Origin of the sequence: Listeria tempestatis, assembly GCF_963575625.1 — a bacterium.
Classification (GTDB): Bacteria; Bacillota; Bacilli; order Lactobacillales; family Listeriaceae; genus Listeria; species Listeria tempestatis.
On record NZ_CAUYTK010000004.1, the window covers coordinates 119,174 to 143,745 of the forward strand.

At 40.1% G+C, this 24,572-nt stretch carries 30 protein-coding genes; 25 read left to right on the forward strand and 5 right to left on the reverse strand.

All coding sequences use genetic code 11. The features are described 5' to 3' along the window. The first annotated feature begins 36 nt into the window (after positions 1 to 36). Positions 37 to 1,332, forward strand: a complete 1,296-nt coding sequence (locus tag R8923_RS07220) for an NCS2 family permease (protein WP_485872098.1) — start codon at positions 37 to 39, stop codon at positions 1,330 to 1,332. Positions 1,333 to 1,373: 41 nt separating this feature from the next. Here R8923_RS07220 and R8923_RS07225 read toward each other — a convergent pair whose 3' ends face one another. Continuing rightward, positions 1,374 to 1,559 carry a hypothetical protein gene (locus R8923_RS07225; protein WP_485872099.1) on the reverse strand — a complete coding sequence of 62 codons (186 nt, stop codon included), beginning with the start codon at positions 1,557 to 1,559 and terminating at the stop codon, positions 1,374 to 1,376. A 68-nt stretch (positions 1,560 to 1,627) separates the two neighbouring features. Here R8923_RS07225 and R8923_RS07230 point away from each other — a divergent pair, with 68 nt between their 5' ends. Then, positions 1,628 to 2,617 carry a winged helix DNA-binding domain-containing protein gene (locus R8923_RS07230; protein ID WP_485872100.1) on the forward strand — a complete coding sequence of 330 codons (990 nt, stop codon included), beginning with the start codon at positions 1,628 to 1,630 and terminating at the stop codon, positions 2,615 to 2,617. Here R8923_RS07230 and hisJ read toward each other — a convergent pair. Then, complete coding sequence (gene hisJ, locus R8923_RS07235) at positions 2,587 to 3,408, reverse strand: histidinol-phosphatase HisJ (RefSeq protein WP_485872101.1); 822 nt, start codon at positions 3,406 to 3,408, stop codon at positions 2,587 to 2,589. The two genes, R8923_RS07230 and hisJ, sit on opposite strands and share 31 nt — an antisense overlap. Before the next feature lie 106 nt (positions 3,409 to 3,514). Between hisJ and hisZ the strand changes: the two genes are divergently transcribed. The 10 genes from hisZ (at position 3,515) to R8923_RS07285 (ending at position 10,587) form a co-directional block, all read left to right on the forward strand. Beyond that, positions 3,515 to 4,699, forward strand: coding sequence for an ATP phosphoribosyltransferase regulatory subunit (hisZ, locus tag R8923_RS07240; RefSeq protein ID WP_485872102.1), 1,185 nt, complete (start codon positions 3,515 to 3,517; stop codon positions 4,697 to 4,699). Then, the gene (gene hisG, locus R8923_RS07245; RefSeq protein ID WP_485872103.1) at positions 4,696 to 5,349 is read left to right on the forward strand and encodes an ATP phosphoribosyltransferase; all 654 of its coding nucleotides are present in this window, start codon (positions 4,696 to 4,698) and stop codon (positions 5,347 to 5,349) included. Before hisZ ends, hisG begins: the two co-directional genes overlap by 4 nt. Continuing rightward, complete coding sequence (gene hisD, locus R8923_RS07250) at positions 5,330 to 6,613, forward strand: histidinol dehydrogenase (RefSeq protein WP_485872104.1); 1,284 nt, start codon at positions 5,330 to 5,332, stop codon at positions 6,611 to 6,613. Before hisG ends, hisD begins: the two co-directional genes overlap by 20 nt. After that, entirely contained in the window at positions 6,600 to 7,184 is a 585-nt protein-coding gene (gene hisB / locus R8923_RS07255) for an imidazoleglycerol-phosphate dehydratase HisB (RefSeq protein WP_485872105.1), read from the forward strand. The genes hisD and hisB overlap by 14 nt, the downstream gene beginning before the upstream one ends. Beyond that, on the forward strand, positions 7,185 to 7,814 hold the full coding sequence (gene hisH, locus R8923_RS07260) for an imidazole glycerol phosphate synthase subunit HisH (RefSeq protein WP_485872106.1): 630 nt from the start codon (positions 7,185 to 7,187) through the stop codon (positions 7,812 to 7,814). After that, the gene (gene hisA / locus R8923_RS07265; protein ID WP_485872107.1) at positions 7,787 to 8,500 is read left to right on the forward strand and encodes a 1-(5-phosphoribosyl)-5-[(5-phosphoribosylamino)methylideneamino]imidazole-4-carboxamide isomerase; all 714 of its coding nucleotides are present in this window, start codon (positions 7,787 to 7,789) and stop codon (positions 8,498 to 8,500) included. Before hisH ends, hisA begins: the two co-directional genes overlap by 28 nt. Beyond that, the gene (gene hisF / locus R8923_RS07270) at positions 8,500 to 9,255 is read left to right on the forward strand and encodes an imidazole glycerol phosphate synthase subunit HisF (RefSeq protein WP_485872108.1); all 756 of its coding nucleotides are present in this window, start codon (positions 8,500 to 8,502) and stop codon (positions 9,253 to 9,255) included. Before hisA ends, hisF begins: the two co-directional genes overlap by 1 nt. Further along, positions 9,252 to 9,572: a phosphoribosyl-AMP cyclohydrolase gene (gene hisI / locus R8923_RS07275; RefSeq protein ID WP_485872109.1), complete on the forward strand. Its 321-nt coding sequence runs from the start codon at positions 9,252 to 9,254 to the stop codon at positions 9,570 to 9,572. Before hisF ends, hisI begins: the two co-directional genes overlap by 4 nt. Next, on the forward strand, positions 9,566 to 9,877 hold the full coding sequence (gene hisE / locus R8923_RS07280) for a phosphoribosyl-ATP diphosphatase (protein ID WP_485872110.1): 312 nt from the start codon (positions 9,566 to 9,568) through the stop codon (positions 9,875 to 9,877). Before hisI ends, hisE begins: the two co-directional genes overlap by 7 nt. 293 nt (positions 9,878 to 10,170) lie before the next feature. Further along, the gene (locus R8923_RS07285) at positions 10,171 to 10,587 is read left to right on the forward strand and encodes a hypothetical protein (protein WP_485872111.1); all 417 of its coding nucleotides are present in this window, start codon (positions 10,171 to 10,173) and stop codon (positions 10,585 to 10,587) included. A gap of 61 nt (positions 10,588 to 10,648) precedes the next feature. On the opposite strand, the gene R8923_RS07290 is transcribed toward R8923_RS07285, so the two are convergent. Then, the gene (locus R8923_RS07290) at positions 10,649 to 11,326 is read right to left on the reverse strand and encodes an ArsR/SmtB family transcription factor (RefSeq protein WP_485872112.1); all 678 of its coding nucleotides are present in this window, start codon (positions 11,324 to 11,326) and stop codon (positions 10,649 to 10,651) included. A gap of 75 nt (positions 11,327 to 11,401) precedes the next feature. Between R8923_RS07290 and R8923_RS07295 the strand changes: the two genes are divergently transcribed. The 13 genes from R8923_RS07295 to R8923_RS07355 all read left to right on the forward strand — a co-directional run bounded on the left by R8923_RS07295 (position 11,402) and on the right by R8923_RS07355 (position 23,198). Then, entirely contained in the window at positions 11,402 to 12,001 is a 600-nt protein-coding gene (locus R8923_RS07295) for a flavin reductase family protein (protein WP_485872113.1), read from the forward strand. 407 nt (positions 12,002 to 12,408) lie between these two features. Continuing rightward, positions 12,409 to 13,785: an NADP-specific glutamate dehydrogenase gene (gene gdhA, locus R8923_RS07300; RefSeq protein WP_485872114.1), complete on the forward strand. Its 1,377-nt coding sequence runs from the start codon at positions 12,409 to 12,411 to the stop codon at positions 13,783 to 13,785. Positions 13,786 to 13,941: 156 nt separating this feature from the next. Continuing rightward, complete coding sequence (gene rpiB / locus R8923_RS07305; RefSeq protein WP_485872115.1) at positions 13,942 to 14,364, forward strand: ribose 5-phosphate isomerase B; 423 nt, start codon at positions 13,942 to 13,944, stop codon at positions 14,362 to 14,364. Positions 14,365 to 14,379: 15 nt separating this feature from the next. Then, on the forward strand, positions 14,380 to 15,078 hold the full coding sequence (locus R8923_RS07310) for a ribulose-phosphate 3-epimerase (protein WP_485872116.1): 699 nt from the start codon (positions 14,380 to 14,382) through the stop codon (positions 15,076 to 15,078). Between the two features lie 78 nt (positions 15,079 to 15,156). Then, positions 15,157 to 17,205 (forward strand): BglG family transcription antiterminator, encoded by a 2,049-nt coding sequence (locus tag R8923_RS07315; protein ID WP_485872117.1) that lies wholly within the window; start codon positions 15,157 to 15,159, stop codon positions 17,203 to 17,205. 6 nt (positions 17,206 to 17,211) lie between these two features. Further along, positions 17,212 to 17,814, forward strand: a complete 603-nt coding sequence (locus R8923_RS07320; RefSeq protein ID WP_485872289.1) for an SIS domain-containing protein — start codon at positions 17,212 to 17,214, stop codon at positions 17,812 to 17,814. Positions 17,815 to 17,843: 29 nt separating this feature from the next. Beyond that, positions 17,844 to 18,320: a PTS sugar transporter subunit IIA gene (locus R8923_RS07325; RefSeq protein ID WP_485872290.1), complete on the forward strand. Its 477-nt coding sequence runs from the start codon at positions 17,844 to 17,846 to the stop codon at positions 18,318 to 18,320. Beyond that, entirely contained in the window at positions 18,320 to 18,715 is a 396-nt protein-coding gene (locus R8923_RS07330; RefSeq protein ID WP_485872118.1) for a hypothetical protein, read from the forward strand. Before R8923_RS07325 ends, R8923_RS07330 begins: the two co-directional genes overlap by 1 nt. Positions 18,716 to 18,726: 11 nt before the next feature. Continuing rightward, on the forward strand, positions 18,727 to 19,386 hold the full coding sequence (rpe, locus tag R8923_RS07335) for a ribulose-phosphate 3-epimerase (protein ID WP_485872119.1): 660 nt from the start codon (positions 18,727 to 18,729) through the stop codon (positions 19,384 to 19,386). After that, a complete protein-coding gene (locus R8923_RS07340) occupies positions 19,386 to 20,435 on the forward strand; it encodes a galactitol-1-phosphate 5-dehydrogenase (RefSeq protein WP_485872291.1) in 1,050 nt (349 codons plus the stop codon). Before rpe ends, R8923_RS07340 begins: the two co-directional genes overlap by 1 nt. A gap of 13 nt (positions 20,436 to 20,448) precedes the next feature. Then, a complete protein-coding gene (locus R8923_RS07345; RefSeq protein ID WP_485872120.1) occupies positions 20,449 to 20,742 on the forward strand; it encodes a PTS sugar transporter subunit IIB in 294 nt (97 codons plus the stop codon). 14 nt (positions 20,743 to 20,756) lie between these two features. Continuing rightward, on the forward strand, positions 20,757 to 22,028 hold the full coding sequence (locus R8923_RS07350; protein WP_485872121.1) for a PTS galactitol transporter subunit IIC: 1,272 nt from the start codon (positions 20,757 to 20,759) through the stop codon (positions 22,026 to 22,028). A 129-nt stretch (positions 22,029 to 22,157) separates the two neighbouring features. Beyond that, entirely contained in the window at positions 22,158 to 23,198 is a 1,041-nt protein-coding gene (locus R8923_RS07355; RefSeq protein WP_485872122.1) for a lactonase family protein, read from the forward strand. Positions 23,199 to 23,256: 58 nt separating this feature from the next. On the opposite strand, the gene R8923_RS07360 is transcribed toward R8923_RS07355, so the two are convergent. Both R8923_RS07360 and R8923_RS07365 read right to left on the reverse strand, forming a co-directional pair. After that, complete coding sequence (locus tag R8923_RS07360; RefSeq protein ID WP_485872292.1) at positions 23,257 to 23,928, reverse strand: histidine phosphatase family protein; 672 nt, start codon at positions 23,926 to 23,928, stop codon at positions 23,257 to 23,259. A gap of 126 nt (positions 23,929 to 24,054) precedes the next feature. Next, positions 24,055 to 24,567 carry a hypothetical protein gene (locus tag R8923_RS07365; RefSeq protein WP_485872123.1) on the reverse strand — a complete coding sequence of 171 codons (513 nt, stop codon included), beginning with the start codon at positions 24,565 to 24,567 and terminating at the stop codon, positions 24,055 to 24,057. Positions 24,568 to 24,572 lie beyond the last annotated feature (5 nt).

Sequence of the window (24,572 nt, forward strand, 5' to 3'; positions counted from 1 at the left end):
TTTTCGAAATGAGATAAAACAGGGAGGCTTTTTTTAATGGACAAATTTTTTAAACTTCGTGAGAACAAAACAAATGTAAGAACAGAAATTTTAGCGGGGCTAACAACATTTCTATCCATGGCATATGTGTTGTTCGTGAACCCAACAATGCTACACACAACAGGGATGGATTTAAAGTCGGTTTTCGTAGCGACGGTGCTCGCTTCTGTTGTAGGCTCACTTCTCATGGGTCTAATTGCGAATTACCCAATTGGTCTAGCACCTGGGATGGGCTTAAACGCCTTTTTCGCTTTCACGGTATGTGCCCAGTGGGGAATCCCTTGGCAAACAGCACTTTCAGGCGTGCTTGTTTCTGGACTCGTTTTTATTTGCTTAACCATCTCAGGCATTCGCGAAAAGGTAATTAACGCTATTCCCGCCGAGTTAAAATATGCCGTCGGTGCCGGAATTGGTTTTTTCATTGCTTTTCTAGGATTAAAAAATGCGGGTATTATTGTAGCGAATGAGTCGACTATCGTCGCTCTAGGCAATCTCCACTCCGCACCCGTTTTACTAGCAGTTTTTGGCATTATTATTACAGTTATTTATATGACACTTAATTTGAAGGGCGCTATCTTTTTTGGGATGGCGACTACCGCCATTGTTGGCATGCTAGTCGGTCAAATCGAGGTGCCGCATCAAATTGTTTCCGCAGTACCAAGCGTAGCACCAACATTCGGGCAGGCGATTATCCATCTTGGTGACATTTTTACTCCCCAAATGTTGATTGTCATTTTAACGTTCTTTTTCATTGATTTCTTTGATACAGCGGGTACGCTCGTTGCGGTGGCGAATCAGGCAGGCTTTGTAAAGGACAATAAAGTACCTCGTGCGGGACGCTCGCTTTTTTCTGACTCTGTTGCGACAGTTGTCGGGGCGATTTTTGGGACTTCCACCACAACAAGTTATGTGGAGTCAACGGCTGGTGTTGCTGTCGGCGGTAGAACAGGACTTACAGCGATTGTGGTTGCGATTTGTTTCTCCTTATCACTTTTCTTCTCACCGCTACTTGGTGTGATTACAAGTGCCGTCACAACGCCAGCGCTTGTTATTGTAGGTATTTTAATGATTGGAAATGTGGCACATATTGACTGGTCAAAATTCGAGGTTGCTGTTCCAGCCTTTTTCGTTATTTTAATGATGATTTTAACATTTTCAATTGCTACGGGGATTGCGATTGGCTTTATCTTCTACCCTATCACGATGGTACTAAAAGGTCGCTACAAAGAAGTTCATCCGATTATGTACGTGATGATGGCCCTCTTTATCCTTTACTTTATCTTTGTTGTTTAGAAAATAACGCGAGTAGACTTTGAGATTTTTTCAAAGTCTATTTATTTGTTTAAAATTAGTTTTTCGTTTGTCGACAACTTAAAAATGAAGAGCTGACAAACGACCGTATACGCTAGTAAAACGCCTGCACCAGTAATGATATTTATTGAACTACTTCCAAGTTTCGCGCCAATGTTTCCATTCGCCAAATTGACAACATCGAAATACACAAACGGATTAAACACCATGAAAATGCCCTCTTTTGAGTTGCTTTTTCTTTGTGATTTGCCTATTCTTAAAAAAAGGAGTGCTGCAAATGAAAAATTCAGAATTAATTCACTTACGGACAGGCGCACAGCGGATTTTAGCGCCTTTTGAAAAACCAGATGAGGTTGTCGCTTATTTCGGAGCGATGCAAGCACAAAATCGGGACCAAATGCTTTATGCCATTGCAAGTCGAACAAAAAATCCGAGTCGAATGGAAATTGAACAGGCGCTCTCAGAAAATCAAATTATTCGCGCATGGGCTTTTCGCGGGACGATTCATGCGATGCGACCAGTTGATTATTTTTTACTCAAACAAGTTTACGGAGAGCGGACTCTAAAAATTTTTCGCGGTTATTGGAAAAGATTAGGCATTCCAGAAAGCGATTTTGAGCGAAGTAATGCTGAACTTAAAAAGCAACTTGCTGATGGACCAAAAACGCGCACAGAACTAGCAAAGAGTATTGAAGGAATTGGCTTACCAAATTCTGGCATCCCACTTGCACAACTGATTGCAAGAGCAAATTTAGATGATATTTTAGTTTTCCACGCGAATTCTAATACCTTTCAAAATACAGAATTTTTAGAGCCCTACCGAACAGACGCTACCTTTGATGAGGCACTTCAAGAACTCGGACGAATTTATTTTAAAAGCCGCGGTCCGGCGACCATTCAAGATTTCAATTGGTGGAGCGGACTTCCGCAAACAACCATTAAAAAAATGCTCGCAAATTTAGGCGGCGAACTCGTACAAGATGGCGACTTTTATTTTTATCCCGAGACGGAAAAAATGGCTACTGACCATACCCTCTTGCTTGCTGGCTTTGATGAATGGCTTATTAGCTACCGCGACCGCTCCGTGCACTTGCCAGAAGATTTAAAGCATGAGGTTATTACAAAAAATGGTCTCTTTCGGCCAATTGTCGTTCAAAACGGTGTCGTGAAAGGCACTTGGAAAAAAGAGAAGAACAAAATTATGCATACCTCTGGCTTAAAAATTCAAACAGCAAGCTATGACAAATTTTCAGAAAAAACCGAGTAAGCACGTCCAACATCAGAAACAGCATGTGAATCTGATCCATATACAAGCGGAATGCCTAAGCGTTTCGCTTGTTTCACGTATTTGGTCGGCGGATACGTTTCACGGCAATCCACCTTAAAGAGACCCGCCGTATTGTAATCAAGCGCATAACCACTATCTCGTACAAGTTCTAACACATCTAACATTAAATCATTTGGAAGATCTGTTTCCGTATGAAACGCGTGCCTGAACTTCTGACAAAGCGAAATATGCCCTAGCCGCTTCGGTTTGAATGCCCCTAAATCCGCCAAAATTGAAGCTTTAATTTGTTCCAAGTAGGCCACTTGAGCCGCCCGAAAGCTGCCGTAAAATTCGACAATCCCCGCTTTGTAATCTGCCGCACTAAAATCAACCGCGCGTATCCCGCCTTGACCTTCCAAAAAATGCACACTCAAAATGCCATCATCTAATTGCGACCCGTATTCATTCAAAAAATCGCGCGTAAAAGCCTCAAATTCCGCCAAATAATCCACTTCAAAACCGACCTTAATTTGAATATCGCGCTGATACTTTGCCTTCAGCCGCGCCCCTTCCTTCAAATAATACGGCAAATCACTCATCGCCATGCTCGCCGTCTCATAAGCCTCCCGCTCCCCTGCTGTCTGCTGATTAAAATGAGCCGGAAGTGGCATATGTTCGGTGATCGAATACCTATCAAACCCTAATTCGATTGCTCGAATAATGAAACGCTCCACTTCCTCCCCAGAACCATGCGGACAAAACTCGGTATGCGTGTGTCCATCCCATTTCATGCGTGTCCCCTCCTTATTTTTCATCATTATAACATAAAACCATTTACAAAAACGCTTTAACATGCTAATATGCTAATAAGTTAAAATGAACGAAAGGAGTTTGCAGATGAACTGGAATTTAAATTTACCAACAGGAACACGCGACAAGCTTTTTCGGGAAGCAGAAGCGGCTTACAAATTGGAACACACCGTCCAAGATTTTTTCAAAAAGCGTGGTTTTATGCGTATTGAAACACCAATTATCGAATTTGAAGATGTTTTTTCGTCCGAAACAAAAGAGACCCACTATCGTTTTTTTGATGAAAAAGGGAGATTATTAGCCCTTCGTCCAGATATGACACTACCGATAGGCCGTGTTGTACATACAACGGGCGTTTTGCTGCCGGTAAAGCTTTCTTACAGTGGGAAGATTTTTCGTGCGAATGCAAGTCACGGCGGCGATCAAAATGAAGAAATGCAAGCTGGCATTGAACTGATTGGTTATGGTTCAAAAAAAGCAGAAATAGAATGTTTATTGTCTGGCATTCGGCTTATGCGGAAACTGCAAATTCCAGATTTTCAAATGGAGCTTGGACATGCTGGTTTTTATGAGCTTCTTCTCCAAAAATTGCATTTAAATGCGGCTTTGGAAACGAAATTCCGTAAACTTTTACAAGATAAGAGCCTGTCTGAAATGGAAATATTCGCAGCCCAATTTGAGCCAAAGTGGACTCGCTTTTTATGCGCCCTACCGAGATTATTTGGACAAGTTGAAACGACAATTAAAGAGGCGAAAGAATTGTTACCTGATACTGAACTTTATGCCCCACTTGATGAAATTTTAGAAATTGCCTCAACCATTAAACAGGCTGAACCTCATGCAAAACTTACGGTTGATATTGGATTAGTTCAGGAACTGCGCTACTATACGGGACTCATTTTTCGCGGTTTTGCAAACTTTGCGGCGGATTATTTTTTAAGTGGCGGTAGATATGACCGTTTATCTCAGCACTTTGGAATGGAAAAAGTACCTGCTGTTGGGCTTGCCCTTCATTTAGATACTATTTTGGCGCTTAAAGAGCGTCATGGCATCACCGAAAAGTTGGTTCAGAAAAAAGTACTTATTCATTATGATTTAACTGAACTAGATGCTGCTGAACGGTATTATCAGGCACATCCAGATAGTACGCTTAGCTTATTAGATTCGGAAAACGAATCGATTGCTTTCGCCAGAAAATGGAAAATCGGGACTGTCGTTTCTTTCCAAAAAGAAGGTATGAAAGTGATTTTTGAAAGGGGTGAGCGGGTGTGAGGTTGAAGATTGCGCTTACGAAGGGGCGCCTTGAAGATGAGGCTGTGCGCTTACTTACGGAGGCAGGTGTTGATTGTCGCGTTTTAGCGGATAAAAAGCGAAAACTGATTTTTCAAAGTGCCACGGATGAGATTGATTTTTTTCTAGTGAAAGCGGTCGATGTGTTGACGTATGTGAAGCACGGTGCGGCGGATGTTGGAATTGTTGGGCGAGATATTTTGCTTGAGACGGCGAGTAGTTATTATGAGGTGCTTGATTTAGATATTGGCAAATGCCAGTTTTGCTTGGCGGCTCCGCCTACGTTTAATCAGGCTGACTACAAGCGGAAAGTGATTGCCACAAAATATCCGAACGTAACAGAAGAATTTTTCCGAGCGCGCGGTGAGGACGTCGAAATTATTAAAATCGAAGGTTCGGTTGAGATTGCGCCGCTACTTGGTTTGGCGGACGCTATCGTTGACATTGTGGAAACCGGCGCGACACTGCGTGACAATGGCCTTGTGGTTGTGGAGACTCTACATCCAATTTCGGCACGACTAATTGTGAATAAGGCTTCACTGAAGCAAAATAAGACGCAAATTTTTTCATTAATTGACAAGTTACAACTTGTTTTAAAGGAGCGGACGGCAAATGAAACGACTTACGGGTGATGTTACAACTATTTTAAAACAATTGGAAGTTAGCGAAACAGATTTTAAAGATGTGCTTGATTCGGTGAAACAAATTATTCGTGCTGTGAAAGAAGACGGAGACGCGGCTTTAGTTCGCCTGACAAAAGCGTTTGATTGTGCGGATTTGACGACATTTCGTGTAAGTCCTGCTGAAATTGATGCGGCCTATCAAGCGGTGCCCGCCCCTCTTATTCAGGCACTTGAAACTGCACGTAAGAATATTTCGCATTATCATGAAAAACAAAAACGCAGTGGTTTTTTAGACAGTGAAGAAGATGGGGTTATTTGCGGCATGCGTGTGACACCCCTTGATTCAGTCGGCATCTATGTGCCCGGCGGTACAGCGAGTTATCCTTCATCGGTTTTAATGAATGCCATCCCGGCAAAAGTCGCAGGGGTTGAAAAAATTGTGATGGTGACGCCGCCCTGTGCGGACTTAAATCCCGCCGTTCTTGCTGCTGCAAAAATTGCTGGCGTTGATGAAGTATACACAATTGGCGGTGCTCAGGCGATTGCAGCGCTGGCATACGGAACACCCTCCATTCCTCGCGTTGCAAAAATTGTTGGACCGGGAAATATTTTCGTTGCTACTGCCAAGCGAGAAGTTTTCGGTCAAGTTGGTATCGATATGATTGCTGGACCTTCGGAAATTCTCATTTTAGCAGACGAAAAGGCAAACCCGTCTTATCTTGCAGCTGATTTATTATCACAGGCAGAGCACGATGAACTCGCGCGTGTGACGTTAGTGACAACATCAAACGCGCTTATTGATGCGACAGAGCGCGAATTAATGCGGCAAGTTCAAACACTTCCGCGGCAAGCCATTTGTGAGGTGGCACTCCGAAATGGGCATTTCATTTTAGCGGAGAGCGTAGCAGATATGTTTGCGATTGCAAATGAAATAGCGCCTGAACATTTGGAAATTCAAATGGAAAATCCGCTCATTTATTTGCCGCAAATTAAAAACGCAGGCTCAATTTTCCTTGGCACACATACGACTGAACCGCTTGGCGATTATATTGCTGGACCAAACCACGTCATTCCGACAGCAGGCACGGCAAAATTTTCTTCACCGCTTGGCGTGGATGATTTTACAAAGCGTTCGAGTTTTATTTTATATTCAAAAGAGGCACTCCAAAGGGCAGCTACTGATGTGACAACGCTCGCTGAATCAGAAGGCTTAACTGCACACGCCCGTGCCATTCAAATTCGATTGGAGGAAAATGACGATGAGAACTGCTAAAATAAACCGCGAAACTGGCGAAACACAAATTACATTCGAACTTCAGCTTGACAAACAAAATGCTTCTAAGATTCAAACAGGGGTTGGCTTTTTGGATCATATGTTGACACTGTTCGCTAAACACGCGCGCATCAGTCTGGTTTGTCTTGCGAAGGGCGATTTGGAAGTCGATTTTCATCATATAACAGAAGATATTGGGATTGTTCTTGGACAATGTTTAAATGAGGCGCTCGGTGATAAGGCACAAATTAATCGTTACGGCAATGCGTTTGTTCCTATGGATGAAAGTCTTGGTCATTGTTCGCTTGACCTTTCTGGTCGGAGTTTTCTCGTTTTTGATGCCCCGTTTGAACGTGATAAGGTCGGGGATTTTGACACGGAACTCGTGCAGGAATTTTTCCAAGCCGTTGCGACAAATGCCAAAATGACGCTACACCTACGCGTTCTTTACGGACAAAATACGCACCATAAAATCGAGTCGCTATTTAAAGCTTTCGGACGCGCACTTCAAGAAGCCGTTACGATAAACCCACAAATCGAAGGCGTAAACTCCACGAAAGGAGTCCTCTAAATGATTGCGATTATTGATTATGACACTGGGAATATACGCAGTTTAAAAAAAGCACTTGATTTTGTTGGTCTTCAAAGCCAAATTACGGCGGATCCGGCAAAAATACAGACTGCAAATGGCATTATCCTTCCCGGCGTGGGTGCCTTCCCTGATGCAATGGCAAAGCTTGAAGAACGAGAACTAATTTCTCCCATTTTAACGGCCGTAAATAAAGGCACACCTCTACTTGGAATTTGTCTTGGCATGCAATTACTACTCGATTCAAGTGAGGAGCATTCGTTTACAAAAGGGCTCGGTCTAATTCCTGGAACGGTCAAAAAAATCCCCGAAAAGCCTGGCTTCAAAGTACCGCACATGGGGTGGAATCAAATTGAAGTGCAAAAAGAAAATCTTCTTACGAAAAACTTAAACGGACGTTATGTCTATTTTGTTCATTCTTACTTTGCGGAAACGGATTCAGCTTATATTTCTGCAGTGACAAAACATAGTCGAGCTGTGCCGGCGCTCATTCAACGGGAAAATGTATACGGGGCGCAGTTTCACCCAGAAAAAAGTGATGAAGTTGGTTTGAAAATTTTACAAGGGTTTAAGGAGGTTGTGCAATGCAAGTCTACCCAGCAATTGATATAAAAAACGGGAAATGTGTGCGGCTTTATCAAGGCGATTTTGCCAAAGAAACGATTGTAAATATAGACCCAGTGGCTCAAGCTCTGGCGTTTCAAAAATCTGGCGCATCTTATTTGCACATTGTGGATTTAGACGGTGCGCGAAACGGTACGCCCGCAAACCTTGCTTTCATTCAAGAAATGAGTAAACAAACAGGTTTGCCCGTACAAGTTGGTGGCGGGATTCGTTCGATGGAGCAAGTTACAGCCTATCTCGAAAGCGGGATTGCTCGCGTGATTATTGGCTCAAGCGCAGTCTCTTCGCCTGATTTTGTGCGCAAGGCGGTAGCCCAATACGGGGAACGAATCGCGGTCGGAATTGATGCTAAAAACGGCTTTGTGGCTACTGATGGCTGGTTAAGCACAAGCAATATTCGTTTTACTGATTTTGCCGTTCAAATGGAAAAACTAGGTGTTAAGACACTCATTTTCACAGATATTGGACGCGATGGAACGCTTACTGGCCCAAATTTCGATCAACTTAAGAAGCTACAAAACACTGTTTCCTGCGCCATTATTGCTTCTGGGGGCGTAAAAGATCAAGCTGATTTAATCGCGCTTAAAAAGCAAAACCTTGCGGGCGCCATTGCTGGAAAAGCACTTTATAGCGGGCACCTCACGATGGAAGAGATTTTGGAGGTGGAAAACTGATGCTGACTAAACGCATTATTCCTTGCCTTGACGTTACAAATGGTCGAGTTGTTAAAGGCATCAATTTTGTTGCCTTACAAGATGTTGGTGACCCTGTTGAAATCGCGAAAGCATACAATAAAGCCCTCGCCGACGAAATTATTTTCCTCGACATTACAGCCACAAATGAAGGGCGCAAAACTATGATCGATGTCGTGAAAAAAACAGCTGAACAAGTTTTCATTCCCCTAACAGTCGGCGGCGGCATCCAAACGACTGAGGAAATGCAAGCTCTTTTAAACGCTGGTGCAGATAAAATTTCGTTAAATTCAGCGGCAATTAAACGTCCAGCGCTTATTTCTGAAGGGGCGAATAAGTTTGGCACCCAGTGTATTGTCGTAGCCATTGATGCTAAGCGTGTCCAAGATTCATGGCACGTTTTCACTCATGGCGGTAGATACGATACAGGTCTTGACGCCGTATCATGGGCCAAACAAGCAGAAAAACTTGGGGCAGGCGAAATTTTACTCACAAGCATGGACGGCGACGGGACAAAAAACGGCTATGATATTGCCCTCACAAAAACGATTTCAGAGGCTGTCAAAATCCCTGTCATCGCCTCTGGTGGTTGCGGAAGCGCCGCTCACATGGTCGATGTTTTTACAAAAACAGAAGCAAGCGCCGCACTAGCAGCGAGCATTTTTCACTACGGCGAGCTCAGTATTTTGGACGTAAAACAAACACTCAAAAAAAACGCAGTGGAGGTGCGCTTATGACAATCGATTTCTCAAAAGGCCTTGTTCCTGCAATTATCGTAGATGCAACAGACGGCGAAGTTCTTATGCTCGCCTACATGAACGAAGAAAGCTACCTAAAAACACTTGAAACTGGCTATACGTGGTTTTTTTCAAGAACAAGACAAGCTCTTTGGAATAAAGGAGCGACAAGCGGGCATGTGCAACGGGTCGCACAAATAACGGCCGACTGCGATTTTGATACCTTGCTTATTCGCGTCCACCAAACCGGACCAGCCTGCCACTTAGGTTCGCGCTCTTGCTTCACAAATGAAATAAAGGATGTGTCGCCATGTTAGAAAAGCTATACGCTGAAATTGCAAGCCGAAAAAACACACCAAAAGAAGGTTCCTACACGACCTATTTGTTCGAACGCGGCTTAGATAAAATTTTAAAAAAAGTTGGCGAAGAAGCGGCAGAAGTGATTATCGCCGCCAAAAATGAAAAAACCGAATTAATTAGCGAAACCGCCGATTTGACCTATCATCTTCTCGTTCTCCTCGTCGAGTCTGGCGTGAGCCTGCCTGAAATCGAACAAGAACTCCTACAGCGCGAAGGGCGCCTCAGCAAAACGAGCGACCGTAAGAAAATCCAAGATTTGTGACAAAATTGTAATGTTAAGCTCTCAAATTGTAAGCTAGTGAACAGGATTAATTTTCATGATTCTTCTATACTTATTTTATCGGAGAAAGTTACTTTACCCAAAGAATAACTTGTGTTTCTCCTGAGACAAACGACTTTATGTCTATTCATTAAGTTTCCCAATTATCCCTTGATTTTGTCTCAGAAATCACAACTCCAATTAACTCCCTGTTTTCCCGTGCATCCCCCCGCACGGGAATTTTTTTTGTTAAAATAGGTTATAAGTATACTTAAAATGATATTGGAGGGGAAATTATGAATTCAACGCGCGCAAAAGAATTATTATCTTTTCATTCATCGAGGAATAGTGATATTGAAAATCCAAAATGGCAAAATGGTTTTTTAGGCTGTCTCCGCCCTTTTCAAGGTCAATTGCACGAAGAAAACTTTACTGAGATAATGCAATGTTTAAACGTATTGAAAGATGAAATCCAAGCGCCAGCGATTGACCGAGAAATCGTTTCAGATATTATAAATATTATCCACATGGCTCGTTGCTGGTCAGACAAAGATGGTACGCTAGAAAGAAATAAGCTTTTATCCGAAGAACAAACAAAATATTTATTCGCATGGATTGATATTATAGAGACCTATTTTATGTATTTACTGGAGGATAACGAGGAAGAAGGAGCTCTTGTTTATCAAGCATATTTGGATGACCAATATTTTTAAAACGAAATAAATTTTTATAAAAGATCCCGCCACCACTTTTCTTTTCAAAATAGCATATATTTTAAGAGTTAAACGATGAGAAAAATCGTTTTCCAGCGGTGGTTAAACAAACACTCCTATTTTCTGCATTTAGAACAATCAAGCTTTTTTCCTCACATAAATGAAAAAATGCCTTGCCCAAATTCCCCCCTAAATGAAATGTTCTCTCTGTCCAGTCCAAACAAGGTTTCATAAAAATTCCTGGCTGTTTCTTTATCTGAGAAATATCAACACCAATAGACACAAAATAGCGATTGCCTTTATTTGTTAGCATAAGATTATCATTTTCCCACTCTATAAATTGATTTCGAACTAAATAATTAAAAAAAGAAACACCAAGATTACCTGCTAAATGCCTATAGCAAGAACGACCTTCTTTTAGTTTTTGGTATTCACTGTTTTCATTAAATGATTGCACTCTTTTTAGAGGACTTAGATTCATAAGACTCTCTAATAAATCAGCAACGTCGCTAGAACATAAACAATAATAAATGTTCCTACCCTGCTTATAAGAAGAAACCCAATTTAATTGGCATAATTGTTTTAAATGATAACTAGCCGTATGACTTTTTATCTTTGCTTTTTTTGCTAATTCGTTTACAGTATGGAATTTACCGTCCATCAGGGCTGTTAGAATCGCTAGTCGAGATTGATCAGCCAAAATTTTAGTTATTCGTGGTAAATCTGGAAAACCATTCATATTTTTCCCCCTTTTCGTATATATCGATAAGTATCGAGGTTTATATAAAGTATACTACATTTGGAGGTGAAGAATATGTTTAAAGAAATAGAAAAAGAGAGCTTTTACTATGGATTCCCTGTAGCACTTATGACCACAAAAAATAGTAAAAATGAGGAAGATAATTTAACGGTTATTAGTTCTACATGGACATTAGGTAGAACTATCGTTGCTGGTGTAGGTTTGAACAATAAAGGCTTTTTAAATTTAGCTGTAGGAACGGGCGCAACATTTAATATAGCGGATGCAACTACTTGGAAAAAAATTGAAAACATCGCAAGAACGACTGGAAATATCGATGTCCCAGACTATAAGAAAAAGGCAGGCTATAAATATTGTGCAGATAAGTTCAGTTTAGGTGGATTTACAATTCTAAAAGGGCAAAAAGTATCTTCTGTTAGAATCAAAGAATGCCCCATTCAAATTGAAACTGTCGTCACGCACATTATGATTAGAAAAGATTTTGCCATCATAGAATGTGAAATGAAAGGAATATTTGTGGACGAGCAAATTTTATACGATGATTCCCACATAGATGTAAACAAATGGTTTCCTTTAATTTATAAATTTAGAGAATATACATCAGCAAATCAATCTTTAGGTACAAACTTTCGATTTCAAGAATTTAAAAATTAAATTGTGTAAAAAAGTACAGAAATCCCCCGTTTTTGTTCTTTTTTATTTTTCTTTTAAGGTTAGATACTGTTTCGTATTCATAAACCCTATAATAATTTCTATCTTTAATTATACAATGTAAATACAGTTAACGCACAATAGATTTAGCAAAGCTAAAAATGACTGTAGAAATCGCGAAAGCTACTAGAAATAGTTTAGTGGTAAGTATATAAAAATAACAGCTCTATCTTTGTTTTTTATTTTTCCTATAAATTTAAATTTTTCGGAAAATTTGTTTTTATACTTGCCAGGCCTATTTTTAACATGGTAAACTTAACAGCAAGAGTAATATAATTTTACATATCAAAGCTTTTAAGCGGAATAGTTAACATCCCGCGTGAGCTAATCATTTTCAGAGGAGTGTTAATATGGGGCAAACAACAATGGTTTCAGAAAATCGGCAAGCTGCGGAACAATATGTGGCGGAGATTTTTGAAACAATCAAAAGACGTAATCCTGAAGAGGCTGAATTTCATCAAGCAGTAAAGGAATTTTTAAATGCGATTATTCCTGCGCTTGAAAAAGACCCTAACTACCAAAAAAATGGTATTTTAGAGCGTCTAACTGAACCTGAACGCCTTATTACATTCCGTGTTCCCTGGGTAGATGACAACGGAAAAGTACAAGTAAACCGTGGTTTCCGTGTACAATTCAATAGCGCAATCGGTCCTTATAAAGGCGGACTTCGCTTCCACCCTTCGGTAAATGGGAGTATAGTGAAATTTTTAGGCTTTGAACAAATTTTCAAAAATGCCCTAACTGGTTTGCCAATCGGCGGTGGTAAAGGCGGCTCCGATTTTGATCCAAAAGGAAAATCCGATGCAGAAATTATGCGCTTTTGCCAAAGTTTCATGTCCGAACTTGCCATGCATATTGGTCCTGATACCGATGTTCCTGCTGGTGATATTGGTGTATCTGGTCGTGAAATCGGCTATTTATTCGGGCAGTATAAAAAAATGACGGGTCATTTTGATGCGGGAACCATTACTGGTAAAGGTCTCACATACGGTGGTAGCTTGACTCGAACAGAAGCAACTGGCTATGGTCTAGTTTACTTCACAAAAGAGATGCTCGCCGCAACAAACCAATCTTTAAAAAATAAAACTGTTGTCGTTTCTGGTTCTGGTAATGTTGCCATCTATGCGATTGAAAAAGCTACAGAACTAGGCGCAAAAGTAGTGGCTTGTAGCGATTCTAGTGGCTATATTTATGACCCAGAAGGAATTAACCTTAAAACATTAAAACAAATTAAAGAAGTGGAACGCCGCCGCATTCACACATATCTTGAACAGCACAAAACTGCTGAATTTTATGAAGCAGGCGATATTTGGTCTGTGCCATGTGATGTTGCCTTACCGTGCGCGACACAAAATGAAATTAATGAACAGCAAGCGGAGACACTCGTTCAAAATGGTGTTATTGCTGTTGCTGAAGGTGCAAATATGCCCTCTACACTAGAAGCTGTTTCTATTTTCCATGAAAATAAAATTCTCTTTGGGCCTGCAAAAGCAGCCAATGCTGGCGGTGTTGGCGTATCTGCTCTCGAAATGGCACAAAATAGCAGTCGCATGAGCTGGAGTTTTGCAGAAGTCGATGACCATCTTAAAAACATCATGAAAAATATTTATAAAAATTCTAGTTTTGTTGCTAAAGAATATGGCTATGATGGCGATTTAGTTATTGGAGCAAATATTGCCGGCTTCCTAAAAGTGGCTGACACAATGATTGCACAAGGGATTGTCTAATACCATTATTTCAATACGTTTTACTTGAAGGCTAGCCCCGTTGCTAGTCTTTTTTTGGGCGCAATCTTGGGGATTTTAGTCGAGTATTTTGGTGCCAAAGAAGTGTGGGCGTACTGGTTTTGCCGTGCTACAATCACAGAGAAAGGAGTTGTCAAAATGAAAATTGCCATTGCATCTGATCACGGGGGATTTCAATTAAAACAAGCAATCCTCACTTTTTTAACCGAGAAAGGTTATTCCTTTAAAGATTTTGGTTGTTACAACATGGATTCTGTTGATTTCCCCGAATATGCCCAACTTGTTGCAAATGAAGTAAGCCAAAAACAAGCAATTGGAATTTTATGTTGCGGGACGGGTATCGGCATGAGTATCGCAGCAAATAAAGTTCACGGCGTGCGAGCTAGTGTTGTTTCTGATCCATTTTCTGCAATCATGACGCGCAAACACAACAATAGCAATATCATTTGTCTAGGTGAACGAACACTTGGCAAAGACTTAGCTTTATTGTTGCTCGACTTATGGTTATCAACTGACTTTGAAGGCGGGCGCCATGAAAAGCGCTTGCGAAAAATTGAATAATAGGAGGAATTTCCAATGAAAACAATCGCTCCATCCATTATGTGCGCAAATCCACTTAGACTTGGTAATGAGCTAGATGAACTTGAGCAAGCAGGTGTTAAACTTCTACACTGCGACGTGATGGACGGCATTTTTGTTCAAAACGACGCGATGGGGCTATACGTGCTTGAAGCGGTTCAAGCTCATACTTCTATGCAGCTAGACATCCATTTGGCGACGATTCACCCAGATAGATATATTGATTTGTTTCAAGCAGCTAAGCCAACATTTATCTCCTTTCATATTGAAACATCACCAGATCCTGCTAAAACAATTCACCATATTCGTTCACTTGGTATACGTCCCTCTATCGCTGTTCATCCAGACACACGGATTGAAGCTATCTACCCCTACTTAGATGACATCGATATGATTCTTTTAATGACTGTAAAACCTGGTTTCGCTGGACAAAAATTCCATCATCATGTTCTCACTAAACTTGCAAAACTACACGAAAAATTAAGCAACCGAACGCATAAGCCTCTCATTGAAGTGGATGGAAACATTCAGAAAGAAACAATCAATCAAATTGCCGCTCATGGCGGGGCTGACATTTATGTTGTTGGAACAGCTGCACTATTCAATCAAAATCCGATGTCTTATTTGGATAAACTTATCCCATTACGTATACAAATTGGAGAAGATACCACCCTACCGTCTCACCTTGTGGAATGAATTCAATAAAAATGGATATGAAAGCGCATTCAAAACATAAGAACGCTATGCTATAATTTTTTTAAAGGGGGCGTATTTATGTATTTGGATAAACGTAGTGAATCACTCTTTTTAGAAGTTGTACAAAACCCAAATGTTACAAATCGGCAACTCGAAGCCAAATACGATTTAAGTCGCTATCAAATTAGCTATAGCTTTCAAAAAATTAATACTTGGCTTGCAGGGAAAAATCTCCCTCCTGTCATGCGTTCAAAAAATGGCAAATTTATTTTAGATTCAGAACTTGCAGAAGCTTTTTCGGACCAAAAAAAGGCAGCAACCGAATATATTCCTACCGAAAAGGAGCGTGTGAATTTAATTTTACTAATGCTTTTAACGCATGACGATATCTTATCCTTAGCCCATTTTACAACAAAAATTAAGGTGAGTAAAAATACGATTCTCCGTGATTTAAAACAAGCACAAAAAGAATTACCTGCCGAGCTTGATATTGTATATTCAAGACAAAATGGCTACGTATTAATAGGTCAAGAATGGCATATTCGAAAACTTCTTATTCAAGTCGTAATAGATGTAAAGAGCATGTTTCACGGAGCACATTATTTCTTTTCTTATAGTTCCGTTTCGTTCCAAAAAGTACTTGATATTAAAAATGTTCTAGAAGAAATTGAAGGCTTCATGCAAATTAAATTTACGTATGATCAAATTGAATTATTACCCTTCTTTCTTGCAACTATTTTTAAACGCATCAAATCAAACCACATTATCGAAGAGTCTTTTCAAATTGCTGGGGATTCTTTAGCAGATACGAAAGAATATCATATGACCCAAATCCTCTTAGATAAAATTGGCAAAGTCCCTGAAAATGAAAGATTATTTATTACTTTACAACTTTTAACAACACACATATTTTCAGGCGATATATTGACGGAAAAATTAACGGCAGACTTGAAAGCCGTTACACTTATATGTTTAGACCGTTTCGAGAAAAAAGCGCTTGTTTCGTTAAAAAATAAAGCACAGCTCGTTCAAAAAATTATGCTTCATCTAAAACCAGCCTACTACCGAATTAAATATCATCTTAATCTAGAAGAACAATGGACCAATCCTTTTAATCAAAAATTTGAAGCACTTCATTTTATTGTCGCCGATGCGTTCCTGCCATTAGGCGAATTTATTGGCGAAGAGCTACCTGAAAGTGAAATTTTCTTTATATCACTTTTTTTAGGCAATGGTGCAATCCCGCAAAATCAAGATGGCCTGTTTAAACCGAAGCAAGCTATCATTCTTTGTCCAAGCGGTGTGATGACGTCCAAAATTATGGAAAATCAGTTGATTAAACTTTTTCCAGAGTTGTATTTCCATCCAGCCATATCCGTTCGAGAATACCAATTTTTTAAAGGCAGTGTTGATATTGTCTTTTCTTCTATTCCATTACATGGAACGAAAAACGTATTTGTTGTCGAACCGTATATGAATGACTTGCAGCAATCTCTCTTACGACAAAACGTTTTAAAAAGGCTGTTTGGGCTAGATACCGAGCTAAATGCGGTCGAAAAAATTATGCATCATCTCGAGAAGTATGCTGATATTCACGATTATAAAGCAATCAAAAATGGCATCATCGACATACTCGCCGCAACGCCAACTAAAATTAAAGAAAATTCAAAAAAGAAATACTACTTGACCGATTTGCTGCCAGCAGAGAATATAATTATTTGCGATTCACTTCGCAACTATAAAGAAGCGATTCGCTTAGCTAGCCAACCACTTCTACTGAATGGCGCCATTACAGCAAATTATGTAAGGGCGATGATTGCAAATCATGATTTTGAAAACCCCTACACGACACTTGGAAAATACTTATCGATTCCTCACGCCTCACCTAGCACTGGGGTGAACCGTCTTTCAATTTCTTTTCTTTTTATAAAAAAAGGAGTGTGGGTTTCGAAACATGAAAAAGTCCATTTTATTATCGTTATTGCGCCAATTGATACGAAGCAGCATATCGATGCCCTCTATCAAATCGTGCATTTAGCTGAAGATGAAAAATTGATGCAAACATTGATTCAAAATTTTTCAACAAATACCTTATTAGAAGTCATTCAAAATTTGAAGGAGGAATGAATGGAAATGAAGCAAAAAGAAGTCGAGCAGCATTGTCATGCGGTATTACAAGAAGAGGCTACAGCCATCCAAGCCTTACCCAACCTTTTAGATTCCATAGCACTGACAACCATTGTTAATCAAATTGCAAACTGCAAAGGAAAAATTGTCGTATCAGGTTGCGGCACATCAGGAGTTGCTGCTACCAAAATTGTTCACTCCCTTTGTTGCATTGAAAAACCAGCTGTTTATTTAGCCCCGAGTGATGCTGTACATGGACGTTTAGGTGTACTCCAAGCAGAAGATATTTTAATTCTTATTTCAAAAGGGGGTAATACTGGAGAGCTTTTAAATCTCATTCCTGCTTGCCAAAGCAAAGGGAGCTTCCTCATTGGCGTAACTGAAAACCCTGATTCTGCTATTGGAAAGGCCGCTGATTTATGCCTCCAAGTTCGTGTGGCAAAAGAACCTGACCCATTCAATATGTTGGCTACAGCTAGCACACTCGCCGTTATTGCAACATTTGATGCGATTATCATTACACTGATGAGTGAAACAAATTATACGAAAGAACAATTTGGCATCATCCATCCAGGAGGTGCTGTTGGTGAGAAATTACTACAGAAATAAATGTTTAATTGGAGGGATGCCCATTGAAGGTGAATGATTATTTCCAAATAGAAACCATACATTTTTCAGAACAAACGAGTCGTTCTGCTGTCTTAATTGAAATGGCTGAACTACTTATCGAGAAAGGCTATGTGAAAGAAAGTTATAAACAAGCAATATTAGAACGAGAAAAAATATTTCCAACTGGCCTTCTGACCGAATTTGGCGGGGTTGCCTTGCCACATGCAGATAGCAAACATGTCTTGTCCCCAATTGTGTGCATCGCAAAATTAAAAGAGTCCATCACTTTCCATGAAATGGCTGTTAATGATGAACTAGTGCCAGTTCAATTAGTTTTCATGCTCGCCTTACAAAACCCAGAGGACCAACTAGATATGCTCCAATTACTCATTCAAATGATACAAAACGAGGAGGTGATGCAAAGCATTGCTGTATCGAACAAATCCAGTGAAATTTTAGACGCAATTCATTCATTTTCTTTACTAGGGAAAGGAGACGATAAATAATGGGCACATTTTTTGAATCATTTGTCATGTGGTTTATTGGGCGACCTGGACGTTTCATTTTACAGTTAATTTTAGATTATCAAATTCTCTTTTTGACTATCGCTTTTATTTATGCCAGCCTACTTCTCTACTCCAAATGGATATTTCTTTATTATTTACCAAAAAAAATGCGCGTGTTTATCGCAGCAGAAACGTTTGACTCAAATGAAAACTTATTTCAAAAATGGATGATTTATAAGAAGACACTGCCTTGGTATATTGTCGTGCCGAGCAAGCATGAACTTTGGATTAAACAAGCAAAACATGCACCAAGCCAGACCAAACTACTTTTTTTCCAAAAAAACAAGTGTGTAGATGAACGAGACCAACTTAATCGACTATTAAATGTAGAATGAGGTGTTTTAAATTGGCAGAATTAGTTCCTTCTGTATTTGGAGCGCATATCGCGCGAATTGGTGAATCCCTACAAATTTTAGAAGAAAATGGTATTAAAATGTTGCATGTGGATATGATGGATGGTTCTTTTGTTCCTAATATCGCTTTTGGTCCTGATCAAATTAAAATGATGAAAATGACCACAGACTTACAATTTGATGTGCATATGATGGTCTATGACCCCGATCGCTATATCCCGAGGCTTGTAGAGGCTGGAGCGCATATGATTACAGTACATGCAGAAGCCGGTCCTCATTTACATCGCTCCATTCAACTTATAAAAAGTTATGGCGTCCGTGCTGGTGTAGTTCTAAATCCAGGAACTCCTATCCAAGTTTTAGACTGCGTTATAGACGATATTGATGTCATTTTACTAATGACGGTAAATCCGGGGCTTGGGGGGCAAACGTTCTTTGATTCGAGCCTGCAAAAAATTAGACAGACAAAAAAATATATCGGCGAACGCCCAATTGAAATCGAAGTCGATGGTGGCATTAATGACGAAATCGCAGCCAAATGTATTGAAGCAGGAGCAAGTCTTATCGTTGTAGGTTCTTACTTGTTTGAAGGTGACACAAAAGAAAAGTTAAATAAGTTGCAAGAAGTAGTTCAGAAAGAAGGTAACGTATGATGAAGGCACTTAAATTATATGGAAAAAGAGACCTCCGTTATGAAGAGGCAGAGATGCCGATAATTGAAAAATCAGACGAAGTCCTTTTAAAAGTAAAAGCGGTTGGAATTTGTGGATCAGATATTTCTCGGTATAGTAAACTTGGCCCTTACGTCCCTGGTATGGTGTGGGGACATGAGTTTTCTGGAGAAGTTATTGAAACTGGGGCGGATGTCATAAACGTAAAAAAAGGCGACCGGATTGCTGGGTGCCCTGCACTCTATTGCGGAGAGTGCGAGTACTGTAAAAAGAGCGAATTTGCTCGCTGTCAGAAACTAACAGTAATTGGAGCCAGACATCCCGGTGCCTATGCTGAGTATATCAAACTTCCTGCTGAAAATGTAGTAAAAATACCAGACGAGCTCGATTATGAGGCAGCCGCTTTTGTTGAGCCTTCTGCCGTTGTTGTCCACGGCTATTATCATACAAATCTACAGGCTGGCGATGATGTTGTAGTTGTCGGTGCCGGAAACATTGGTCTGCTCTCCATCCAGTGGGCAAAAGTCTTCGGCGCTAGACGTGTTATCGTTATCGATATTGATGACACTAAACTAGAGGAAGCCAAAAACCTTGGTGCAGATTTCACGATAAACAGCTTGAACGAAGATCCACTTGAGTGTATTCCTACTTATACAGATGGACTAGGCGCCGATTTAGTAGTTGAAGCTGCGGGTTCCCCTATCACATCGGCACAAGTTTTCGCATACGCAAAAAAAGGTGGTGGCGTTGTCTTTTTAGGGATTCCATATGCAGATATTTCAATTGAACGTTTTTACTTTGAGAAAATAGTTCGCAGTGAGCTAACGGTTTGGGGTTCTTGGAATGCAATTTCGGCACCATTTCCTGGGAAAGAATGGCAAACGACCGTTCATTTTCTAGCAAACGGAAAAATTCGCGTTAAACCAATGATTTCGCATCGTCTATCACTTCAAGACGGTCCACAAATTTTTAACGATATTTATCATAAAAAAGAATTTTTCGGAAAAGTAATGTTCTTTCCAGAAGCTTAAAGGGGGAGTTAAAATGAAAGCAAAAAAAATTTATGTCTGCTGTGGTACTGGTATCGCCACATCTACGGTCATCTCCAAAAAAGTTCGTGCAGTTCTTGATGAGGAGAAGATTCCTTATGAAATTAGTCAATGGACAGTTCAAGAAGTTGCTTCTAAAGTAAGTACTTCTAAACCAGATTTAATTGTTAGCTCTACAACAGTTACTGGAGATGTAGGTGATGTTCCCGTTGTTATTGGTCGCTCATTTTTAACTGGCTTGAAAAAACAAGAAACGATAGATGAGATACTAGCTGTTTTACGCGGCTAAGGGAGGGGAAATAAATGGATTATATTTTAGATTTTTTTAAATATATTATTGGGCTAGGCGTGACAGTTATGATGCCTATTATCATCACGATTTTAGGCGTCGTATTTAGAAAGAAATTTTCTACTGCATTTAAGGCAGGCTTAACGGTTGGCGTTGGTTTTGTTGGACTCGGTGTAGTTACTGGTCTTATGCTCTCCACCATTGCTCCTGTAACAAAAGCACTTGTTGAAAATTACAATTTCAAGTTAACGGCTACTGATATTGGCTGGGGTGTTGGTTCTTCGCTTGCATGGGGAACAGAAGTTGTACCTTTCGTCTTCATTGCTATCATTGCGACAAACATTATTATGATTGCATTAAAATGGACAAAAACAATGGATGTCGATATTTGGAATTACTGGCAACCGCTTTTCATTGCGAGTGCACTTTATTTAACAACTGGCAGTATGATTATCGCCGTTCTTAGTGCGGTTATTAACATGGCGATTATTTTCAAAATCGCTGACTGGACGCAAAAAGATGTTGAGGAAGTACTTGGTCTTGAAGGGATTTCTCTTCCACAAATTCAGACGAGCGGCTGGGCGGTTGTCGGTTATCCCATTAATTGGTTATTTGACCGTATTCCAGGAATTAAAAAAATCAATTGGTCAACGGAAAAAGTGCAGTCCCGTCTAGGTATTTTTGGCGAGCCTATGCTGATGGGGCTCATCATTGGGGGGCTCCTTGCTTTAGTTGCGAAAATGCCTTTTTCGACTGTGCTTCAAACGGGCGTTACGATTGCCGCCTGCCTCGTTTTAATCCCACGTATGGTTAGTCTTTTAATGGACGGGCTGACGGTAATTTCTGAGGCAGCGCATGAATTTATGGAGAAACGCTTTCCTGGACGTGAGCTCTTTATCGGGCTCGACTCTGCGGTCGGAATTGGGCACCCATTTGTTTTATCGCTTGGTTTAATTATGATTCCAATCACACTTTTACTTGCGTTCATTCTTCCAGGAAATAAAGTTCTTCCGCTAGCAGATTTAACGGCTCTACCTTTTTACATGATTTTTGCCATCGTTCCTTCGAAAGGGAACTTATTTAGAGGGATTTTCACTGGGGTTATCATTACGACTATCACGCTTTATTTAGCCGGGGCAGCAGCACCTCTCATGACTGAATTAGCTGGACAAATTGGCTATAATATTCCAAAAGAGGCTACAGAAGTTACTTCACTTGCTGTCGGTACGCAGTGGTATACGTGGGTCGTTTATAATATACTTCACTGGTTTGGTGGTTTGTTCTAAAAATGGCAAGACAAAAAATCCGTCTCCATCTGCGAGGCGGATTTTTTGTTGCAAATTCGGCTATCCTTTTTAAGGAATATGCTATAATAAATCATGAAAACGACTTTTTTTACAGGAGGAATCGAATTTATGTCAAATAAAACCGCAACCGCATACATTGGTACATATACGAAAGTGGAAAGCAAAGGCATCTATCGCCTTGTGATTGACCGTGAAACAGGCGAAGTTTTAGAGAACAAACATGCTGGCACAATGGACAACCCAACTTATTTAAAAATTTCTGATGATGAGAAATACCTTTATTCTGTTGCAAAAGACAACGATAAAGGCGGTCTTGCTGCATTTAAAATTAACGAGGATGGCTCTCTTACGCTTTTAAATCAACAAGTAAAAGCTGGGAACCCTCCGTGTTATGTTGATGCATCTGCTGACAATTCCATTGTTGTTTCGGCGAATTATCACTTAGGTACTATTTTAAGCTATCCAACTGAAAACGGCACACTCGGCACACCGATTTCAGAAATTGAGCACACTGGAAAAAGCGTACACGCGCGTCAAGAAAAACCACATGCGCACTTTGCTGGGTTCTCGCCCGATCAAAAATTTGTCGTAACGTGCGACCTCGGGACGGATTATGTGACGACGTATAGCGCTACGAATGGTAAACTTGAAAAAGTGGCTGATTTGCTTCTCACACCTGGGAGCGGGCCACGAAACTTAGTTTTCCACCCAAATGAGAAATATGTGTATATTATGACTGAGCTCACCTCTGAAGTTGTTGTGGCAGAGTATCATAATGAAAGTGGCGAGCTAACAGTCGTTCAAACGATTCCATCGCTTCCGGCTGACTTTACAGCTGAAAATAAAGGTAGTGCCATTCACATCTCAAATGATGGCCGCTTCCTCTATGTTTCTAACCGCGGACAAGATGCGATTGTTTCTTTCCAAATTGATGAAACCGGAAAATTGAGTTTGCTGGAAACGGTACCCGTTTTAGGTGTCGGACCGCGCGATTTTGATTTAGACAAGACAGGAGAAATTCTCGTTGCAACAAATGAAAACTCCAACAACGTTACGATTTTTGGCGTCAATAAAGAAACTGGCAAACTAACTTTACTACAAAAAGAAATTAAAGTTCCAGAGCCCGTTTGTGTGAAGTTCATGCGTTAAAATGAATATAAAAAGCATCGTTATGACCGGTTTCCGCCTCAATCCTAACGATGCTTTTTTAGCTTTCCTTCGCCGTTTGCCCAGCTAAAATATAGCTCGTATCATTTACCGACTCTACGCGAATTTGACCGTTTTCATAAACCATTTTTGTGATGCTCGCATTCTCGAGCATTGGGTTAACAAATTCTGGCGCCAAAAGGGTCAAATACGCATTAATCGTCATCCCGTGCGCCACCACTAAAACATGCTTTTCACCCTCACCTAGTTCTTGTTCAATCATCCTGTCTAAAGCGCGCATGAGGCGCGTCTCCATGTCTGCCCAGCTTTCTGAAAGACCGGTTTCGTCAAGCTCACTCACAGCCCCAAGTACTAATTGAACACCCTGCAAACCTAAGCTCCTCATTCCTTCCTCGTGCGAAGTAAAGCCAAGATGTGCCATCACCGTGCTAAACATTTCTTCATTCGGCGAGCCTTCAAATTTTCCAAAACAAAATTCTCGCAAATCCTTTAGAATATTTTTTTCTAAATGCGTCTGCTTACTTTCCGCTAAAATAATATCCGCCGTTTCAATCGTCCGTCCACGGTCACTCGTATAAACTGCATCAAACGAAATGTCCAAACCGCGACCTAAGTATTCAGCCACTTCCCGACCTTCATTTGTAAGCGGCGAATCTGACCACCCTTGTACTTTTTCAAGTGTATTAAGTAACGTCTTTCCGTGCCTTGTCATATAAAAAGTTATTTTCGAATCCAATTTTATATCGCTCCCCTCCCTTTTATCTTAGCAAAATGCCAACAAAAAAGGAACCGTTTTCAGGCTCCTAAATTTATATCTTAGAATTAGCACGACTTTCCTTTAAAGCAACTCCAACTGTTTCATTTCAATATCTGATAATCCCTTTATTGAAAAGCCAATTACTTCATTTAGCTTCAAAAAAACACTTACTCTATCTATATCATAACTTGTATCAGGCTCAAATTCCTCATCAAAATAGCAAATAAGATTATGACCATTTAAAAATACAAAATAACTAGAATCAATATCTATATAATCATTTTCTTTTTTGAAAATTGAAGAGTCTACCATAATCACTCCTTCAGTTTTTTTCGGTAAAGCAAAGTTTATTTTTCTAAAAAATTCCGAAGCAATATAAAAAACTATAGTTTGTATACTCCCATCCGTTCTATCAATACCTATTTCTAAAGGTGGGACTCCAAGCGTTTTAATTAAACGCCAATAATCATAATAATTTTTATGCTTTTTTGAATCTATCTTCACTGAAATCATAAGTAAATCATCTACTACTTTTTCCATATGAATTTCACTTTCAACATTACTATTTTTACTACCTATTTTTTTTAATAACATAATAT

Coding starts and splice junctions, on each gene's coding strand:
- R8923_RS07220 (WP_485872098.1), top strand. CDS start 37: ATGGACAAATTTTTTAAACTTCGTGAGAACAAAACAAATGTAAGAACA.
- R8923_RS07225 (WP_485872099.1), bottom strand. CDS start 1,559: ATGGTGTTTAATCCGTTTGTGTATTTCGATGTTGTCAATTTGGCGAAT.
- R8923_RS07230 (WP_485872100.1), top strand. CDS start 1,628: ATGAAAAATTCAGAATTAATTCACTTACGGACAGGCGCACAGCGGATT.
- hisJ (WP_485872101.1), bottom strand. CDS start 3,408: ATGAAATGGGATGGACACACGCATACCGAGTTTTGTCCGCATGGTTCT.
- hisZ (WP_485872102.1), top strand. CDS start 3,515: ATGAACTGGAATTTAAATTTACCAACAGGAACACGCGACAAGCTTTTT.
- hisD (WP_485872104.1), top strand. CDS start 5,330: ATGAAACGACTTACGGGTGATGTTACAACTATTTTAAAACAATTGGAA.
- hisB (WP_485872105.1), top strand. CDS start 6,600: ATGAGAACTGCTAAAATAAACCGCGAAACTGGCGAAACACAAATTACA.
- hisH (WP_485872106.1), top strand. CDS start 7,185: ATGATTGCGATTATTGATTATGACACTGGGAATATACGCAGTTTAAAA.
- hisA (WP_485872107.1), top strand. CDS start 7,787: ATGCAAGTCTACCCAGCAATTGATATAAAAAACGGGAAATGTGTGCGG.
- hisF (WP_485872108.1), top strand. CDS start 8,500: ATGCTGACTAAACGCATTATTCCTTGCCTTGACGTTACAAATGGTCGA.
- hisI (WP_485872109.1), top strand. CDS start 9,252: ATGACAATCGATTTCTCAAAAGGCCTTGTTCCTGCAATTATCGTAGAT.
- hisE (WP_485872110.1), top strand. CDS start 9,566: ATGTTAGAAAAGCTATACGCTGAAATTGCAAGCCGAAAAAACACACCA.
- R8923_RS07285 (WP_485872111.1), top strand. CDS start 10,171: ATGAATTCAACGCGCGCAAAAGAATTATTATCTTTTCATTCATCGAGG.
- R8923_RS07290 (WP_485872112.1), bottom strand. CDS start 11,326: ATGAATGGTTTTCCAGATTTACCACGAATAACTAAAATTTTGGCTGAT.
- R8923_RS07295 (WP_485872113.1), top strand. CDS start 11,402: ATGTTTAAAGAAATAGAAAAAGAGAGCTTTTACTATGGATTCCCTGTA.
- gdhA (WP_485872114.1), top strand. CDS start 12,409: ATGGGGCAAACAACAATGGTTTCAGAAAATCGGCAAGCTGCGGAACAA.
- rpiB (WP_485872115.1), top strand. CDS start 13,942: ATGAAAATTGCCATTGCATCTGATCACGGGGGATTTCAATTAAAACAA.
- R8923_RS07310 (WP_485872116.1), top strand. CDS start 14,380: ATGAAAACAATCGCTCCATCCATTATGTGCGCAAATCCACTTAGACTT.
- R8923_RS07315 (WP_485872117.1), top strand. CDS start 15,157: ATGTATTTGGATAAACGTAGTGAATCACTCTTTTTAGAAGTTGTACAA.
- R8923_RS07320 (WP_485872289.1), top strand. CDS start 17,212: ATGAAGCAAAAAGAAGTCGAGCAGCATTGTCATGCGGTATTACAAGAA.
- R8923_RS07330 (WP_485872118.1), top strand. CDS start 18,320: ATGGGCACATTTTTTGAATCATTTGTCATGTGGTTTATTGGGCGACCT.
- R8923_RS07340 (WP_485872291.1), top strand. CDS start 19,386: ATGAAGGCACTTAAATTATATGGAAAAAGAGACCTCCGTTATGAAGAG.
- R8923_RS07345 (WP_485872120.1), top strand. CDS start 20,449: ATGAAAGCAAAAAAAATTTATGTCTGCTGTGGTACTGGTATCGCCACA.
- R8923_RS07350 (WP_485872121.1), top strand. CDS start 20,757: ATGGATTATATTTTAGATTTTTTTAAATATATTATTGGGCTAGGCGTG.
- R8923_RS07355 (WP_485872122.1), top strand. CDS start 22,158: ATGTCAAATAAAACCGCAACCGCATACATTGGTACATATACGAAAGTG.
- R8923_RS07360 (WP_485872292.1), bottom strand. CDS start 23,928: ATGACAAGGCACGGAAAGACGTTACTTAATACACTTGAAAAAGTACAA.
- R8923_RS07365 (WP_485872123.1), bottom strand. CDS start 24,567: ATGTTATTAAAAAAAATAGGTAGTAAAAATAGTAATGTTGAAAGTGAA.